This is a genomic window from Serratia sp. 4542 (assembly GCF_016805595.1).
GTDB classification, from domain to species: Bacteria; Pseudomonadota; Gammaproteobacteria; order Enterobacterales; family Enterobacteriaceae; genus Serratia; species Serratia nevei.
Genome location: NZ_RXKV01000010.1, coordinates 350,414 through 366,341, shown reverse-complemented (window position 1 = coordinate 366,341; position 15,928 = coordinate 350,414). Strand labels below are relative to the sequence as shown.

Below are 15,928 nucleotides of genomic sequence, written 5' to 3'. Positions count from 1 at the left end.
AATTAAGTGAAAACCTATCACCACTGGTGAACATAAAGCAATGATAACCTGCAGTCATTCCGGAATTCCCGGTGAAAACCACAGATGATCGTCAGAGGACAACCACATGAAAAAAATACTGGTGCTCAAATCCAGCATTATGGGAAACGACTCGCAGACCAATAACCTGATTGACCGCTATCTGGCGGAACGTCGGGCCAAAGGGCACGAAGATAAGATCGTCGAGCACGATCTGACGGCGTTGGATCTGCCGGTATTGGACGGCGAGCTGTTCAGTGCGCTGCGCGGCGCGGAAAACACCAGTCCACGCGCGCAAGCGGCGGTGGCGCTGTCCGATCGGCTGATTGCCGAACTGAAAGGGAGCGATCTGCTGCTGGTCGGGGCGCCAATGTACAACCTCAACGTACCGACCCAGCTGAAAAACTGGTTCGATCTGGTGGCCCGCGCCCGGGTAACGTTCAACTATACCGCCACCTACCCGGTCGGGTTGGTCGAGGGCGTCAATGCACTGGTATTCAGCTCACGCGGCGGCGTACACGCCGGCCAGCCGACCGACGCCGTGACGCCCTACCTGCGGTCGGTGCTGGGGCTGATGGGGATCGGCGACGTGCAATTTATCTATGCCGAAGGGCTGGATATGAAACCGCACGGCCTCGCGCAGGGACTGGCGAACGCCCACGAACGGATTGCAGAATTGGCGGACTGAGGCCTTTTCGATGTTGCTGACTCTGTTTGTCATCGGCCCTTTTGCCCTCCTGTTAGCCGTCGAGATCCGTCGCTTTTGGCGACGGACCCGGCTCTGACAGGTGGCACAGACCGAACGTCACACCGGCATATTCATAATATCTTGGTAGGCCGCCACCAGCTTGTTGCGCACCTGCACGCCCAGTTGCAAAGAGACCGACGATTTCTGCAGATCGACCATCACATCGTTCAGGCTGATGCCCGGCACGCCCAGTTCAAAATCCTGCGCCTGCTTGCGCGCCGTTTGCTGGGTCTCGCTGATCTTGCCGAGCGCCGCGGTCAGTTCGCTGGCGAAGCTGACGCCCTGTGGCACCGCATTCTGCCCCATTTTGCCAGCCTGAACCGCCATGGTCTGCATCTGCTGCAGTACCCCTTCAATGCCCTGAATCGCCATCTGGTCCTCAATCATCTCGTCTCGCCGGGTGACGTTTCACCCTGCACTTCTCCAATGATGCACACCCTAGCACAGCGTTTTCAGAGCTAAAGCGGCTAATTAACTGCAAAAAACCCGGCTTATCGGGCAATCAGAATCGTCTGATAAGGCGAATAATGGCCTGCCCAGAAATGGGAGCGCCGCTATTTAGAAGATATGTGTATCAGGGAGTCTGTTTTGTCACACAACGCTAACCATACCGTTCATCAGCCTGGCAGGGAGCTGCTCAGCGGCCCGTACGGGATCGTGAGCGCCATTGAAGGACGAGACCTAAAATGAGTGCTTCGATAACCGCCGGCGAAAGCCGCGACAACGGCCTGCAGGCCATCTGGAATCGTCTGCGCGCCAACCCGAAAATTCCGTTGCTGGTCGCCGCTTCCGCCGCGATCGCGATCGTCGTCGCGCTGCTGTTGTGGGTGAAAAGTCCCGACTACCGCGTGCTGTACAGCAATCTGAACGACCGCGACGGTGGCGCCATCGTCACCCAGCTGACGCAGATGAATATCCCTTACCGCTTTGCCGAGAATGGCGCAGCGCTGCTGATCCCGGCGGAAAAGGTACATGAAACCCGCCTGCGCCTAGCACAGCAAGGGCTGCCGAAAGGCGGCGCCGTCGGCTTCGAACTGCTGGATCAGGAAAAATTCGGCATCAGCCAGTTCAGCGAGCAGATCAACTATCAGCGTGCCCTCGAGGGCGAGCTGTCGCGCACTATCGAATCGCTGGGGCCGGTGCAAAACGCCCGCGTTCACCTGGCGCTGCCTAAACCTTCGCTGTTCGTGCGCGAACAAAAATCCCCTTCCGCGTCGGTAACGCTGACCCTGCAACCCGGCCGTGCGCTGGACGATGGCCAGATCAACGCCATCGTTTATATGGTGTCGAGCAGCGTCGCCGGCCTGCCGCCGGGCAACGTGACCGTGGTCGATCAGGCTGGCCGTCTGCTGACGCAGTCCGACGGCACCGGGCGCGATCTCAACGCCTCGCAGCTGAAATACGCCAACGAAGTGGAAAACGGCTTCCAGCGCCGTATTGAGGCGATCCTCGCCCCGGTGGTCGGCAGCGCCAACGTGCGCGCGCAGGTCACGGCGCAGATCGACTTCGCCACTCGCGAACAAACCGATGAACAGTACCAACCTAACCAACAGCCTGACAAAGCCGCTATCCGCTCTCAGCAAACCAGCCTGAGCGAGCAGATCGGCGGGCCACAGGTAGGCGGCGTGCCGGGCGCACTGTCCAATCAGCCAAGCGCGCCGGCCACGGCGCCGATTGAGACCGCCAAGCCGGCCACCGCCGCAGGCAACAATGCCAACGCCAACGCCACCGCGCAAAACGCCGCGACCACCCGCAGCGCGGCGGCCAGCGGCGTACCGCAAAATACCCGTCGCGACGCGACCACCAACTACGAGCTCGACCGCACCATTCGCCATACCCAGCAAAAAGCCGGCACCGTGCAGCGTTTGTCGGTCGCCGTGGTCGTCAACTATCTGGGCACCGATAAAGACGGCAAACCGCAGCCGATGAGCAAAGAGCAGCTGGCGCAGATCGAAGCGCTGGTGCGTGAAGCGATGGGCTACTCCAGCAGCCGTGGCGATACCCTGAACGTGGTCAACACGCCGTTTACCGACAGTCAGGTGACCGGTGGCGAACTGCCGTTCTGGCAAAGCCAGTCGTTTATCGATCGTCTGATCGACGCGGGCCGCTATCTGCTGGTGCTGCTGGTGGCCTGGCTGCTGTGGCGCAAACTGGTGCGGCCGCAGCTGCAACAGCGCCAGGCGGCGCAACAGGCCGCCGTCGCCGCCTCCAACGCCCCTGCCGCCAAACCGGTCGACAGCAGCAAACCGAGCAACGAGGAGCTGGCGCAGCGTCGTAAATCGCAGCAACGCGTCAGCGCAGAAGTCCAGAGCCAGCGGATCCGCGATCTGGCTGACAAAGACCCACGCGTGGTCGCTCTGGTAATCCGCCAATGGATGAGTAACGAGATATGAGCCTGACCGGAACCGACAAAAGCGCCATCCTGCTGATGACGCTGGGTGAAGATCGCGCGGCGGAGGTGTTCAAACACCTCTCCTCGCGCGAAGTACAGCTGCTGAGCGGCACCATGGCCGGCATGAGCCAGGTTTCGCACAAACAGCTCGGCGAAGTACTGACCGAGTTTGAAGACGACGCCGAGCAATACGCGGCGCTGAGCGTCAACGCCAGCGACTACCTGCGTTCGGTGCTGGTCAAAGCGCTGGGCGAAGAGCGCGCCGCCAGCCTGCTGGAAGACATTCTCGAATCGCGCGAGACCACCACCGGCATGGAAACGCTCAACTTTATGGAGCCGCAGAGCGCTGCCGATCTGATCCGCGACGAACACCCGCAGATCATCGCCACCATTCTGGTGCACCTCAAACGCGGCCAGGCGGCAGATATCCTGGCCCTGTTCGACGAACGCCTGCGCAACGACGTGATGCTGCGTATCGCCACCTTCGGCGGCGTACAGCCGGCGGCGTTGGCGGAGTTGACCGAAGTGCTGAACAATCTGCTCGACGGCCAGAACCTCAAGCGCAGCAAAATGGGCGGGGTGCGCACCGCCGCCGAGATCATCAACCTGATGAAAACCCAGCAGGAAGAAGCGGTCATCGACGCGATGCGCGAATACGACGGCGAGCTGGCGCAGAAGATCATCGACGAGATGTTCCTGTTCGAAAACCTGGTGGAGGTCGACGATCGCAGTATCCAACGCCTGCTGCAGGAAGTGGAAGGCGAGTCGCTGCTGATTGCGTTGAAAGGCGCCGAGCAGCCGCTGCGCGAGAAGTTCCTCAAGAACATGTCGCAACGCGCCGCCGACATCCTGCGCGACGATCTGGCCAACCGTGGGCCGGTGCGCATGTCGCAGGTGGAGAACGAGCAGAAAGCCATTCTGCTGGTGGTAAGACGCCTGGCGGAAAGCGGCGAAATGATCATCGGCGGCGGCGAGGACACCTATGTCTGATCGCATTAACACCCTGCCCTGGCAGCCCTGGTCGCTCAACGATTTGGGCGAACAGAAACCGGCTGTCGAACTGCCGCAGTTGCCGGATCTCGAACTTGACGATCCGTCGCCGGACGCACAGGCCGAATTGCAGCAGCAGTTGGCGACGCTGCGCCTGCAGGCGGAGCAACAGGGCCAGCAGTTGGGCTATGCCGACGGCCAGCAAAAAGGCTATGAGGCCGGTTTTCAGTCCGGACTGGAGGAAGGCCGCCAGCAAGGGCTGCTGGAAGCGCAGCAGCAGCAGCAGCCGCTGACCGCCCACTGGCAGCAGCTGGTCACCGAATTCCAGCACACGCTGGACGCGCTCGACAGCGTGATCGCTTCGCGGCTGATGCAGCTGGCGCTGACCGCCGCCAAACAGGTGCTGGGCCAGCCGCCGGTATGCGACGGCACCGCCCTGCTGGCGCAGATCCAACAGCTGATCCAACAGGAACCGATGTTCAACGGCAAGCCGCAGCTGCGGGTGCACCCGGACGACTACCCGCGCGTCGAGCAGCAGCTGGGGGTCACCCTCAGCCTGCACGGCTGGCGCCTGCTGGCGGACGGCGAGCTGCACCCGGGCGGCTGCAAGGTCAGCGCCGAGGAAGGCGATCTCGACGCCAGCCTGGCGACGCGCTGGCATGAACTGTGCCGCCTGGCGGCACCGGGAGAAGTCTGATGACCGCGCGTCTCGGCCGCTGGCTGAGCTCTCTGGATACGCTGGAAAAACGCATCGCGCGCGCGCCGACGGTCCGCCGCTATGGTCGCCTGACCCGTGCGACCGGGCTGGTGCTGGAGGCTACCGGCCTGCAGCTGCCGCTCGGCGCGACCTGCCTCATCGAACGGCACGACGCCGGTGAGGTGCAGGAAGTGGAAAGCGAAGTGGTCGGCTTCAACGGCCAGCGGCTGTTCCTGATGCCGTTGGAAGAAGTGGAAGGCATCGTGCCGGGCGCGCGGGTTTACGCCCGCATCGCGCCGGAAGGCCAAAGCGCCGGCAAACAGCTGCCGCTCGGCCCGGCCCTGTTGGGACGGGTACTGGACGGCAGCGCCAAACCGCTCGACGGCCTGCCTTCACCGGAAACCGGTTACCGCGCGCCGCTGATCACCGCGCCGTTCAACCCCTTGCAGCGCACGCCGATCGAGCAGGTGCTGGACGTGGGGGTGCGCACCATCAACGGCCTGCTGACCGTCGGCCGCGGCCAGCGTATGGGCCTGTTCGCCGGCTCCGGCGTCGGCAAGAGCGTACTGCTCGGCATGATTGCCCGTTATACCCAGGCGGATGTGATCGTCGTTGGCCTGATCGGCGAGCGTGGCCGCGAGGTCAAAGACTTTATCGAGAACATTCTCGGCGCCGAAGGCCGGGCGCGCTCGGTGGTGATCGCCGCGCCGGCGGACGTGTCGCCGCTGCTGCGCATGCAGGGGGCGGCCTACGCCACCCGCATCGCCGAAGATTTCCGCGATCGCGGGCAGCATGTATTGCTGATCATGGATTCCCTCACCCGCTACGCCATGGCGCAGCGTGAGATCGCCCTGGCCATCGGCGAGCCGCCGGCGACCAAAGGCTATCCGCCTTCGGTCTTCGCCAAGCTGCCTGCGCTGGTGGAACGCGCGGGCAACGGCATCAGCGGCGGCGGTTCCATCACCGCCTTCTACACCGTGTTGACCGAAGGGGACGATCAGCAAGACCCGATCGCCGACTCGGCGCGCGCAATTCTCGATGGCCACGTGGTGCTGTCCCGGCGCCTGGCGGAAGCCGGCCACTACCCGGCGATCGACATCGAAGCGTCAATCAGCCGCGCCATGACGTCGCTGATCGACGAAGAGCATTACCGCCGGGTGCGCACCTTCAAACAGATGCTGGCCAGCTATCAGCGCAACCGCGATCTGATCAGCGTCGGTGCCTACGCGGCGGGCAGCGATCCGTTGCTGGACAAAGCGATGACGCTGTATCCGCAGATGGAAGCTTACCTGCAACAGGGCATCTTTGAACGCAGCGGCTATGATGAAGCCTGTCAACAGCTGCAGCAGTTGATTGTTTAACGTCACCAGAGGCGCACAGCGATGAAATCACAATCCCCCCTGATTACCCTGCGAGATCTGGCGCAGGATGCGGTGGAACAGGCCGCGCAACAGCTGGGCCAGGTACGGCAGGCGCAGCAGGCGGCAGAGCAGCAGCTGTCGATGCTGCTCAACTATCAGGACGAATACCGCCAGAAGCTGAATCATACGCTCTGCGACGGCATGGACAGCTCACGCTGGCAAAACTACCAGCAGTTTATCGGCACGCTGGAACAGGCCATCGACCAACACCGCCAGCAGCTGCTGCAGTGGGGGCAGAAAGTGGATCATGCGGTGAAGCAATGGCAAGACAAACAACAGCGGCTGAACGCTTTCGAGACCCTGCATACCCGCGCTCTGACGGCGGAGCAGCAGCAGGAGAACAAACGGGATCAAAAACTGATGGATGAGTTCGCTCAACGCAGTGCACAAAGGAATATCAACCCATGAATCTGAACGCCCTGCCCGGCCTGGCCTTACCCGGCGACGCCGGCGGCCTGGCCGAACTGACGTCGGCGCTGGATGAGAGCCAGCTGTCGTCCGCTTTCGCCCAGCTGCTCGGCGCCCGTTTCGCGCCCGCCGCCGACGGCAAACAGCCGCCGGTCGCGCTGAGCGCGGACGAAGAACGCGCCCCGGCCCTGAGCCGCAACCAGCTCAATCAACTGCTGGCCACCTTCGGCGAGCGCGGCGGCCTGCTGCCGGGCCAGACGGCCTCAGCCGACGCGCTTTCACCTGAGGGCGCCGAGGACGAAGCGCCCGCCGCCGGCGACAAACCGGCGCAGCCGCCGATCGCCGCCGCCAAAGAGCTGGATGCCGCAACGCTGCAGGCGCTGTACGCCATGCTGCCGGCCGCGATCGTCGCCCAGGCGCAACCGGCCGAAGGCCAACGTTCGCTGCCGGTGGATAGCGCTGACGAAGCGACTGCGCTGCAGCCCGGCAATGGCCTGCTGAACATCGCGGCGGCCGGTGATAAAACCGCCGCGCGTTCCTCGGCATCCCCCGCTCCCTCGCTAACAGGGGCGAAAACGTCGGCTACCGACGGCGATAATGCCAAGGCGGCGCTCCCGCAACCGACCAACGGCGAACGTGCAAGCACCGCACAGCCGCTGCCGGCGAGCGATGCACAGCAGCCACCGACGCTCAACCACGCCGTCGCCCTGGCCGCCGCCAGCCCAACGCAAACGGCCGCTCCTGCCAGCGCACTGGTGACCGCACCGCCTGCGCCGCAGCTCAACGCGCAGCTGGGCAGCCCGGAGTGGCAGCAGGCGTTGAACCAACAGGTGCTGATGTTCCACCGCAACGGCCAGCAGAGCGCCGAGCTGCGCCTGCACCCGCAGGAACTGGGCGCCTTGCAGATCACGCTGAAACTGGACGATCAGCAGGCGCAGCTGCACATCGCCTCCGCTCACGGTCAGGTGCGTGCGGCGGTGGAAGCGGCGATGCCGCAGCTGCGGCACGCGCTGGCGGAGAGCGGTATCAACCTGGGGCAGAGCAGCGTGGGCGGCGAGTCCACCCCGCAATGGCAGCAGCAGGCGCAACAGCAGGCTTCCAACGGCCAGGGGCGTTCCAGCTATGCTGAACATCATGGCGGTGACGGCGCAGCCGCCGAGGGCGTCAGCGCACCGGCGGCGCTGCAGCGTATGGCCAGCGCGGTCAACGGCGTCGATATTTTCGCCTAAGCCGCCGCAAACGCCCAAGCTGGCACCCATTTGCGCGTCTATTCAGGCTATTGCACGCCGCAATAGACGCGATAATACCTTTACATGTCATGCGTGCGGCCTTGCCGCGCGCTATGCCCGCCGCCTCGCCGGCCGCGGGTGGAACAACAGGAATTAGATTTCGCTATGTCTCAGAACTCCCTTCCGGCAGCACCGAAACGCCCCCTTCTGGTCATCCTGCTGGTCTTGATCAGCGTCGTCGCCTGTGGCGCCGCGGGCTACAGCTGGTGGCTGCTGCAACAGCATAAAAACGGCGCCGAACCGGCCGCCGCCAAACAGCAACCGCCGGCCGCGCCGGTGTTCATGCCGCTCGACACCTTTACCGTCAACCTGGTGACGCCGGACAACAACCCGGATCGCGTGCTGTACATCGGCCTCACGCTGCGTCTGCCGGACGAAAGTACCCGCCGCCAGCTGAACGATTTTCTGCCGGAAGTGCGCAGCCGTCTGCTGATGCTGCTCTCCCGTCAGGAAGCGAGCCAGCTGGCCAATGAACAAGGGAAGCAACAGTTGGTGGCGCAGATTAAGGACGTGCTCAGCCCGCCGCTGGTTAAGGGACAACCGAAGCAGGTGGTCAGCGACGTGCTGTTCACCGCCTTCATACTGCGGTAATCACTATGGGCGATAGCATTCTTTCACAGGCAGAGATCGACGCCTTGCTCAACGGCGACAGCGCGGGTGATGAACCCGAAGCGATAGTCGGCAAAGAGAGCGAGGTCAAGCCTTACGATCCGAACACCCAGCGCCGCGTGGTGCGCGAGCGTCTGCACGCGCTGGAAATCATCAACGAACGTTTTGCCCGGCAGTTCCGCATGGGGTTGTTCAACCTGCTGCGCCGCAGCCCGGACATTACCGTCGGCCCGATCAAAATCCAGCCGTATCACGAGTTCGCCCGCAACCTGCCGGTGCCGACCAACCTGAACCTGGTGCATCTGAACCCGCTGCGCGGCACCGCCCTGTTCGTGTTCGCGCCGAGCCTGGTGTTCATCGCCGTCGATAACCTGTTCGGCGGCGACGGCCGCTTCCCGACCAAGGTCGAAGGCCGCGAGTTCACCCCGACCGAACAGCGGGTGATCAAGCGCATGCTGCGCCTGGCGCTGGACGCCTACGGCGACGCCTGGAGCGCCATCTACAAGATCGACGTAGAGTACGTGCGCGCCGAAATGCAGGTGAAGTTCACCAACATCACCACCTCGCCGAACGACATCGTGGTCACCACGCCGTTCCAGGTGGAGATCGGCGCGCTGACCGGCGAGTTCAACATCTGCATTCCGTTCGCGATGATCGAACCGCTGCGCGAGCTGTTGACCAACCCGCCGCTGGAAAATTCGCGGCAGGAAGACAGCCACTGGCGCGAAACCCTGGTGAAGCAGGTGCAACACTCCGAACTGGAGCTGATCGCCAACTTCGTCGATATCCCGATGCGGCTGTCGAAAGTCCTGAAGCTGCAGCCGGGCGATGTATTACCGATAGACAAGCCGGAACGCCTGATCGCCCATGTGGACGGCGTACCGGTTCTGACCAGCCAATACGGCACGTTGAACGGGCAATATGCCCTGCGTGTTGAACATTTGATTAACCCTATTTTGAATGCTCTGAGTGAGGAACAGCCCAATGAGTGATCCTAAGCAACCGTCTGGCGAAGGAAAGGAATCCGTAGACGATCTGTGGGCTGATGCGTTTAATGAGCAGCAGTCGACAGAGAAATCCGGCGCGAGCACCGAAGGGGTGTTCAAGTCGCTGGAAGCTCAGGATGCGCTCGGCAGCCTGCAGGATATCGACCTGATCCTGGATATTCCGGTCAAGCTGACCGTGGAACTGGGGCGTACCAAGATGACCATCAAAGAGCTGCTGCGCCTGTCGCAAGGCTCGGTGGTGGCGCTGGACGGCCTGGCCGGCGAGCCGCTGGACATTCTGATCAACGGTTACCTGATCGCACAAGGTGAAGTGGTGGTGGTGGCCGACAAGTTCGGCGTGCGCATCACCGACATCATCACCCCGTCCGAACGCATGCGTCGACTGAGCCGCTGATGACCGTCGCGGCGCCCGTTACCGTCCAAAGTACCCAACAACCCGCCGCGCCGGCCTTGCCGGCCGGTTCGGTGTTGATGCAGGTCAGCAGCGCGCTCGGCGGCATTCTGCTGCTGATCCTGCTGGCCGGTTGGCTGTTCCGCCGGCTGGGCTTCGCCCCGCAGGCGCGCAACAACAAGCTGCTCAACCTGCGCGCCAGTTGCCAGGTCGGGCAGCGCGAGCGCGTGGTGGTGGTGGAAGTCGACGATACCTTGCTGGTACTGGGCGTCACCGCCCAGCAGATCACCCCGCTGCACACCCTGCCCGCCCCGCCGAAAGACGAGGGTGCGGCCGATGCGGCGACGCCGGCGGACTTCCGCCAACTGATGCAAAAAGTTCTGAAACGCCCGGAAAAATCGGCATGACCTCGACTCTTCATACCCTCGTCCGCCGTCCGGCGGTTTGGCTCTCTGCCGCCCTGCTGTTCATCAGCCCGGCGGCTTTGGCGCAACTGCCGGGGCTGATCAGTCAGCCGCTGGCCAACGGCGGCCAAAGCTGGTCGCTGCCGGTGCAGACGCTGGTGCTGTTGACCTCGCTGACCTTCCTGCCCGCCATGCTGCTGATGATGACCAGCTTTACCCGCATCATCATCGTGCTCGGGCTGCTGCGCAACGCGCTGGGCACCCCGTCGGCGCCGCCGAATCAGGTGATGCTGGGGCTGGCATTGTTCCTGACCTTCTTCATCATGTCGCCGGTGTTCGACAAGGTCTATCAGGACGCCTACCTGCCGTTCAGCCAGGACAAGATCGGGCTGGAGGTCGCGCTGGATAAAGGCGCGCAGCCGCTGCGCGAATTCATGCTGCGCCAAACGCGCGAAACCGATCTCGCGCTGTACGCCAGGCTGGCCAATCAGCCGCCGCTGGCCGGCCCGGAGGCGGTGCCGATGCGCATCCTGCTGCCCGCCTACGTCACCAGCGAACTGAAAACCGCCTTCCAGATCGGCTTTACGGTGTTCATTCCGTTCCTGATTATCGACCTGGTGGTCGCCAGCGTGCTGATGGCGCTGGGGATGATGATGGTACCGCCGGCCACCATCTCGCTGCCGTTCAAGCTGATGCTGTTCGTGCTGGTCGATGGCTGGCAGCTGCTGCTCGGCTCGCTGGCGCAGAGCTTCTATTCGTAACCCCCCGATCGGAGAACGCGAGATGACACCTGAATCGGTTATGGCGCTCGGCACCGAGGCGATGAAAGTGGCGCTGGCGCTGGCCGCGCCGCTGCTGCTGGCGGCGCTGATCAGCGGCCTGGTGGTCAGCCTGCTGCAGGCCGCTACCCAGATCAACGAAATGACGCTGTCGTTCATCCCCAAAATTCTGGCGGTGGTGGCCACCATCATCATCGCCGGCCCCTGGATGTTGAACCTGCTGCTGGACTACATGCGCACCCTGTTCAGCAACCTGCCCACCCTGATCGGCTAACCGTGCTCACCTTCGACAGCGCCCAGCTCACCGTCTGGCTCAGCCACTATTTTTGGCCGCTGCTGCGCATTCTGGCGCTGATAAGCACCGCGCCGATATTCAGCGAAAAGCAAATCAGCAAAAAGGTCAAAATCGGCCTTGGCGGGCTGATCGTCATCCTGATCGCGCCGACGCTGCCCGCCAGCAATATCCCGATCTTCTCCGCCGCCGGCCTGTGGCTGGCGATTCAACAGATTCTGATCGGCGTGGCGCTGGGATTGACCATGCAGTTCGCCTTCGCGGCGGTGCGCCTGGCGGGCGAAGTGATCGGCATGCAGATGGGTCTGTCGTTCGCCACCTTCTTCGATCCCAGCGGCGGCCCGAACATGCCGGTGCTGGCGCGCCTGCTCAACCTGCTGGCGATGCTGCTGTTCCTCAGCTTCGACGGCCATCTGTGGCTGATTTCGCTGCTGGCGGACAGCTTCCACACCCTGCCTATCCAGACGCAGCCGCTGAACGGCAACGGCTTCCTGGTGCTGACCCAGGTCGGCTCGCTGATCTTCATCAACGGCATGATGCTGGCGCTGCCGCTGATCTGCCTGCTGTTAACGCTGAACATGGCGCTCGGCTTGCTCAACCGCATGACGCCGCAACTGTCGGTCTTCGTGATCGGCTTCCCGGTCACCATGACCTTCGGCATCATGACGCTGGGCATGATGATGCCGATGTTAGCCCCGTTCTGCGAGCATCTGTTCGGTGAAATCTTCGATCGGCTGGCGGCGGTGATCGGCGGCATGACCTTCTAAGCCCCTGCGCAGCCCCTTCCTTCCCCCCGTTTTCGCCTGAGACAAAATGGCAATAAAAACGCTTTCTTGGGACAAAAGCCTGAGAAACGTCTTTTATCCGGATTAAGGTTCAAATGTCTCCGGTGGCTTGAATAAATAAAACCCCGACCTAGAATAGACCCGGTAACAAAAAAAATATCGCCTTGCACCTCCTTATTTTTCGCAGCGATAAAGTACGTTTATCTCGAGTAAAAAATAAGAATAACGCAGTCACGCATTGTTAAATGCGCGACAGATAACTTACACCCAGAATAAATGCGTCCGGCAGCCTGCCGGCTGCAGGGCGCAGCATCGACCTTTGCTAACCACAGGAGCGAGATCATGATTAAAGCGAAAAGCAACCGCAAAGCACGTCGGTTATTCGGTTTGACCCACTGGAAAAGCAACAAGTTTAGAGTTTCTTTTACCGAGACGGCCGACGGCGGAAAATGGAAAGTAGAGAAGAAAAAGAAATAGCACCGCTATTTATCGTCAGGGAAATAATATCCATCGCGATTTTTCCGCCACTGATTTCAATCATGCCGTTGCGCATTAAACAGGGGTGACAATCGTATTATTTCTTCCCTGATGAAAAAAAGGCGCGTCACTCAGTCAGTAGTGGGAGAACGAGTGACGCGCCAAACGAGTGCGCCCGGTTTCAAGAAGCCTTCCTCCCCGCGGGGCGGAGAGGACGTTTTCTAAGCGCACTAAAGGGAAACCCGTCGCGGTCAGGCAACGGGGTCTTGCTCTTAACGATTCATCTGGAACAGCGACATGCCCTGCATATCGCTGAAGGTTTTATACGACGCCTGCAGCGCCGCCTGCTGCATAAAGTAAGACGAAATAGACTCGGCCAGATCGGCATCCGTCAACGCGCTCATCTGGACCTGGTTGGTCATGTCGCGCTCTTTGCCGATGCTGTCCAGCTGATCCATCTCCTGCAGCTGGCTGCCCAGCTCGGCGCGCACGCTCAGCACGTTGTTGTATGAGTTGTCCAGGCCGCGGTTGGCTTTCGCCAGCGCATCGTTCACCTGCTGCTTGGTGGCCTCATCGGCGCCCTGCAGCGGGGTTTTCAGCGCGTTCAGCGCGATATCGATACTCTCGAATACGTTGCTGACCGGCGCGCTGCCGTCCGGCTCAGGCTTCGGGTTGCTGGTCAACGACATGAACACCGCGTTGCCGGTATGGCCGATGGTCATGGTGCGGTTGGCGTCCACTTTCTGCTGAACCGTCTTGTCGCCGCCCTGATAGCTGACGGTGCCACCGTTGTCGACGAACGGCGCCTTGTCGTTCACGTATCCGCCGAACATATAGCGGCCGTTGCCGTCGGTGCTGTTGGCCTGGTTCAGCAGCTGATCTTTCAGCCCCTGCAGCTGGGTGGCCAACGACTGGCGGTCGTTATCGCTTTCGGTGCCGCCGGCGCTGACGATCAGCGCCTTCATGTCCGCGATGGTGGACGTCGCGCCGGCCAAGACCGTTTCTTCCATCGACACGCTTTGGCGAGCGAAAGTCCGCGCCAGCGTGTATTGGCTGTTTTCCGCCTGCGACTGCGACAACATCACCGCGCGCGACGCCGCCAGCGGATCGTCGGACGGGTTGATCACCCGCTTGCCCGAGGAAAGCTGCTCGGCGGCCTTCATGAACAGCGACTGGTTGCCCGTGATGCCGTTCATGTTCTGTTGGTACATCATGCTGGTGCTCATGCGCATGCTGTGGGTTCCTTACTCTGAGCGACCGGCGCCGTTATCGGCGCCGGTTAACAATGAAATCAACGAATATTCAGCAGCGCGTCGAACAGCGAGCTGGCGGTCTGGATCACCTGCGCGTTGGCCATGTAGTACTGCTGGAAACGCAGCAGCTCGCCGTACTCTTCGTCAAGGTTAACGCCGGACATCGACTGCTGTTGCTCGCCCAGCTGGGTCACGATCTTGGCCTGCGAAGTGGCGATGGCCTTGGCGGCAGCGGTCTGGTTACCGACGCCGCTGACGATGCCGGCGTAAGCGCCGCTCAAGGTCGCCTTGCCGTCCACCAGGTTTTTGGTCTGCAGATCCAGCAGCTTCTTGGCGTTTTCGTTATCGCCGCGGCCGCTGTCGTCTTTACCGGCGGCGGCGATCTTGGACGAATCGGTGATGGCCACTTTCAGGTTGCCCGCCACGTCGCTGACCGGCTTCACGGTGAAGCTGTCTTTAGCCTGCGCATTGCCGTCGATGCTCACTTCCAGCCCATCGAAGTTCAGCGTCGGTTTGCCATCGGCGCTGGTGCCCGGCGTGGCGTTGACTTTCACGTTGTCCGGCAGGCGGCTGACCTGCCAGTTGCTGCCGTCGAACTCGACGCGATAATCGTTGGCCTTCACCTTGCCGGTGTCGGTGTAAGCGACCGACAGCGACGCGTCGCCGGTGTTGCGGGTGTTATCCACCACCCGGCCGCCGCTGAAGCTGAAGAAGTCGCCGCCTGCGTCGCCGTTCAGGTCGAAACCGGCGCGATGCTGCTGGTTAAAGCTGTCCGCCATCGCCAACGCCAACTGGCCCAGCTGATTGCGCACGCCGTCCAGCGTCTCGCTGCGGAATTTCAGCACGCCGCTCAGGCTGCCGCTGGTGATCTGGCCTTCCGGCACTTCGCTGGCGCCATTGCCGCGGTTATAACCGATGGTCAGGCGGGAAGGATCGCTGCTGGAAGGCATCGCCTCCACCTGATAAGTGTTGCTGCCCTGCACCAGGGTCAAACCGTTGGCGAAGGAGACGGTATAAGCGTCGCCATCCTGCTGCGTGACCTGCACGCCCACCAGCTGATTCAACTCGGTAACCAGCTGATCGCGCTGATCCAGCAACGCATTCGGCTCGCCGCCGGCGCTGCCGCGCAAACGGGTGATCTCGTCGTTCAGCTTGGCGATCTGTTGGCCGTAGCTGTTGATCTGCTGCGCCGTATCGCTGATCTGCTGATTGACGCCGTTGTCCATGTCGCGCAGGAATTTGTCGGTGTTGTTGAACTGGTTCACCAGGCCATTGGCCTTGCCCAGCACCGTCTGGCGCGCGGCGTCGTCACCGGCGTTGCTCACCAGGTTCTGCAGGTTGGTGAAGAAATCCTGCATGTTGGTCGACAGCGGGTTGGTTTTGCTCGCCAGCAGGTTGTCTATCTGCGAAATCTTCTCGTAATAGGCGTTTTGCGCCCCGAAGGCGCTTTGCGCACCGCGCAACTGGTTGGTGATGAACTGGTTGTACTCGCGGTTGACGCTGGTGACGGTCACACCGTTGCCGATAAAGCCGCTCATGGTGGCCATGCCGCCGTTCTGCGCCAGGATCGCGGTCTGGCGGTTATAGCCCGCCACGTTGTAGTTGGAGATGTTGTTGCTGACGGTACTGAGCGCCACCTGAGCCGCATTCAGCCCGCTCATCGCGGTATTGATTAAGCTATTGGACATCGGAATTCCTTATGCTGCGGCGCCGGTGGCCCACAGGGTTCTAATTGAGCTGCTGAGCCTGTTCGCTCAGCCTGTCTCGGTTATCGGCAAAAATGAGAAGAACTTGAGGAAAAAAAGCGGCAATGCGGTCAGCATCCAGCCAGCCTTCATTACCGCCTATCCCCTCAATAATTGGCGTCGCAGCAAGGCGACAAGCAAGGGCGTCCCCGGGAGCCTGGTTAAGCCAAGTGACCGGGGCGAACTTGTGCAGTCAACGCCGCTGCGGCGTCAAGCCTGACGG

Annotated in this window: 19 protein-coding genes; 16 read left to right on the top strand and 3 right to left on the bottom strand. The window is 61.9% G+C overall.

What is annotated here, in order from left to right; all coding sequences use genetic code 11:
• Nucleotides 1–106 precede the first annotated feature (106 nt).
• Nucleotides 107–706, top strand: a complete 600-nt coding sequence (locus tag EKL15_RS13975; RefSeq protein WP_087763073.1) for an FMN-dependent NADH-azoreductase — start codon at nt 107–109, stop codon at nt 704–706.
• Nucleotides 707–823: 117 nt separating this feature from the next.
• On the opposite strand, the gene fliE is transcribed toward EKL15_RS13975, so the two are convergent.
• A complete protein-coding gene (gene fliE, locus EKL15_RS13970; RefSeq protein WP_060440673.1) occupies nt 824–1,138 on the bottom strand; it encodes a flagellar hook-basal body complex protein FliE in 315 nt (104 codons plus the stop codon).
• A gap of 314 nt (nt 1,139–1,452) precedes the next feature.
• Here fliE and fliF point away from each other — a divergent pair, with 314 nt between their 5' ends.
• The 14 genes from fliF (at nt 1,453) to sra (ending at nt 12,707) form a co-directional block, all read left to right on the top strand.
• Nucleotides 1,453–3,159, top strand: coding sequence for a flagellar basal-body MS-ring/collar protein FliF (gene fliF, locus EKL15_RS13965; RefSeq protein ID WP_203089811.1), 1,707 nt, complete (start codon nt 1,453–1,455; stop codon nt 3,157–3,159).
• A complete protein-coding gene (gene fliG, locus EKL15_RS13960; RefSeq protein WP_060420814.1) occupies nt 3,156–4,148 on the top strand; it encodes a flagellar motor switch protein FliG in 993 nt (330 codons plus the stop codon). The genes fliF and fliG overlap by 4 nt, the downstream gene beginning before the upstream one ends.
• Nucleotides 4,141–4,845, top strand: a complete 705-nt coding sequence (gene fliH, locus EKL15_RS13955; RefSeq protein ID WP_038876881.1) for a flagellar assembly protein FliH — start codon at nt 4,141–4,143, stop codon at nt 4,843–4,845. The genes fliG and fliH overlap by 8 nt, the downstream gene beginning before the upstream one ends.
• Complete coding sequence (gene fliI, locus EKL15_RS13950; RefSeq protein ID WP_203089808.1) at nt 4,845–6,206, top strand: flagellar protein export ATPase FliI; 1,362 nt, start codon at nt 4,845–4,847, stop codon at nt 6,204–6,206. Before fliH ends, fliI begins: the two co-directional genes overlap by 1 nt.
• A 21-nt stretch (nt 6,207–6,227) precedes the next feature.
• Nucleotides 6,228–6,674, top strand: coding sequence for a flagellar export protein FliJ (gene fliJ / locus EKL15_RS13945; RefSeq protein ID WP_033647768.1), 447 nt, complete (start codon nt 6,228–6,230; stop codon nt 6,672–6,674).
• Nucleotides 6,671–7,903, top strand: a complete 1,233-nt coding sequence (locus EKL15_RS13940) for a flagellar hook-length control protein FliK (protein WP_100395640.1) — start codon at nt 6,671–6,673, stop codon at nt 7,901–7,903. The genes fliJ and EKL15_RS13940 overlap by 4 nt, the downstream gene beginning before the upstream one ends.
• Nucleotides 7,904–8,068: 165 nt before the next feature.
• Nucleotides 8,069–8,554: a flagellar basal body-associated protein FliL gene (fliL, locus tag EKL15_RS13935; protein WP_004934797.1), complete on the top strand. Its 486-nt coding sequence runs from the start codon at nt 8,069–8,071 to the stop codon at nt 8,552–8,554.
• Between the two features lie 5 nt (nt 8,555–8,559).
• Nucleotides 8,560–9,564: a flagellar motor switch protein FliM gene (fliM, locus tag EKL15_RS13930; protein ID WP_025303254.1), complete on the top strand. Its 1,005-nt coding sequence runs from the start codon at nt 8,560–8,562 to the stop codon at nt 9,562–9,564.
• Nucleotides 9,557–9,973 (top strand): flagellar motor switch protein FliN, encoded by a 417-nt coding sequence (gene fliN, locus EKL15_RS13925; RefSeq protein WP_038876868.1) that lies wholly within the window; start codon nt 9,557–9,559, stop codon nt 9,971–9,973. Before fliM ends, fliN begins: the two co-directional genes overlap by 8 nt.
• Nucleotides 9,973–10,377, top strand: coding sequence for a flagellar biosynthetic protein FliO (gene fliO, locus EKL15_RS13920; protein ID WP_060425879.1), 405 nt, complete (start codon nt 9,973–9,975; stop codon nt 10,375–10,377). The genes fliN and fliO overlap by 1 nt, the downstream gene beginning before the upstream one ends.
• Nucleotides 10,374–11,135 (top strand): flagellar type III secretion system pore protein FliP, encoded by a 762-nt coding sequence (gene fliP, locus EKL15_RS13915; RefSeq protein ID WP_100395639.1) that lies wholly within the window; start codon nt 10,374–10,376, stop codon nt 11,133–11,135. Before fliO ends, fliP begins: the two co-directional genes overlap by 4 nt.
• Before the next feature lie 22 nt (nt 11,136–11,157).
• Complete coding sequence (gene fliQ, locus EKL15_RS13910) at nt 11,158–11,427, top strand: flagellar biosynthesis protein FliQ (RefSeq protein WP_004934803.1); 270 nt, start codon at nt 11,158–11,160, stop codon at nt 11,425–11,427.
• 2 nt (nt 11,428–11,429) lie between these two features.
• The gene (gene fliR / locus EKL15_RS13905) at nt 11,430–12,212 is read left to right on the top strand and encodes a flagellar biosynthetic protein FliR (protein WP_033632754.1); all 783 of its coding nucleotides are present in this window, start codon (nt 11,430–11,432) and stop codon (nt 12,210–12,212) included.
• 360 nt (nt 12,213–12,572) lie between these two features.
• Nucleotides 12,573–12,707, top strand: coding sequence for a stationary-phase-induced ribosome-associated protein (gene sra, locus EKL15_RS13900; RefSeq protein ID WP_087763075.1), 135 nt, complete (start codon nt 12,573–12,575; stop codon nt 12,705–12,707).
• 272 nt (nt 12,708–12,979) lie between these two features.
• Here the strand turns inward: sra and flgL are convergent, their stop codons facing one another.
• A complete protein-coding gene (gene flgL / locus EKL15_RS13895) occupies nt 12,980–13,939 on the bottom strand; it encodes a flagellar hook-associated protein FlgL (RefSeq protein WP_060420803.1) in 960 nt (319 codons plus the stop codon).
• A 59-nt stretch (nt 13,940–13,998) separates the two neighbouring features.
• Nucleotides 13,999–15,648 (bottom strand): flagellar hook-associated protein FlgK, encoded by a 1,650-nt coding sequence (gene flgK, locus EKL15_RS13890; protein ID WP_070914637.1) that lies wholly within the window; start codon nt 15,646–15,648, stop codon nt 13,999–14,001.
• Between flgK and EKL15_RS13885 the strand changes: the two genes are divergently transcribed.
• Complete coding sequence (locus EKL15_RS13885; protein WP_038876852.1) at nt 15,641–15,925, top strand: hypothetical protein; 285 nt, start codon at nt 15,641–15,643, stop codon at nt 15,923–15,925. The two genes, flgK and EKL15_RS13885, sit on opposite strands and share 8 nt — an antisense overlap.
• Nucleotides 15,926–15,928: the final 3 nt, after the last annotated feature.

Bases quoted from the DNA above. Each gene is read 5' to 3' on its own strand.
- EKL15_RS13975 (WP_087763073.1), top strand. From the start codon at position 107: ATGAAAAAAATACTGGTGCTCAAATCCAGCATTATGGGAAACGACTCG.
- fliE (WP_060440673.1), bottom strand. From the start codon at position 1,138: ATGGCGATTCAGGGCATTGAAGGGGTACTGCAGCAGATGCAGACCATG.
- fliF (WP_203089811.1), top strand. From the start codon at position 1,453: ATGAGTGCTTCGATAACCGCCGGCGAAAGCCGCGACAACGGCCTGCAG.
- fliG (WP_060420814.1), top strand. From the start codon at position 3,156: ATGAGCCTGACCGGAACCGACAAAAGCGCCATCCTGCTGATGACGCTG.
- fliH (WP_038876881.1), top strand. From the start codon at position 4,141: ATGTCTGATCGCATTAACACCCTGCCCTGGCAGCCCTGGTCGCTCAAC.
- fliI (WP_203089808.1), top strand. From the start codon at position 4,845: ATGACCGCGCGTCTCGGCCGCTGGCTGAGCTCTCTGGATACGCTGGAA.
- fliJ (WP_033647768.1), top strand. From the start codon at position 6,228: ATGAAATCACAATCCCCCCTGATTACCCTGCGAGATCTGGCGCAGGAT.
- EKL15_RS13940 (WP_100395640.1), top strand. From the start codon at position 6,671: ATGAATCTGAACGCCCTGCCCGGCCTGGCCTTACCCGGCGACGCCGGC.
- fliL (WP_004934797.1), top strand. From the start codon at position 8,069: ATGTCTCAGAACTCCCTTCCGGCAGCACCGAAACGCCCCCTTCTGGTC.
- fliM (WP_025303254.1), top strand. From the start codon at position 8,560: ATGGGCGATAGCATTCTTTCACAGGCAGAGATCGACGCCTTGCTCAAC.
- fliN (WP_038876868.1), top strand. From the start codon at position 9,557: ATGAGTGATCCTAAGCAACCGTCTGGCGAAGGAAAGGAATCCGTAGAC.
- fliO (WP_060425879.1), top strand. From the start codon at position 9,973: ATGACCGTCGCGGCGCCCGTTACCGTCCAAAGTACCCAACAACCCGCC.
- fliP (WP_100395639.1), top strand. From the start codon at position 10,374: ATGACCTCGACTCTTCATACCCTCGTCCGCCGTCCGGCGGTTTGGCTC.
- fliQ (WP_004934803.1), top strand. From the start codon at position 11,158: ATGACACCTGAATCGGTTATGGCGCTCGGCACCGAGGCGATGAAAGTG.
- sra (WP_087763075.1), top strand. From the start codon at position 12,573: ATGATTAAAGCGAAAAGCAACCGCAAAGCACGTCGGTTATTCGGTTTG.
- flgL (WP_060420803.1), bottom strand. From the start codon at position 13,939: ATGCGCATGAGCACCAGCATGATGTACCAACAGAACATGAACGGCATC.
- flgK (WP_070914637.1), bottom strand. From the start codon at position 15,648: ATGTCCAATAGCTTAATCAATACCGCGATGAGCGGGCTGAATGCGGCT.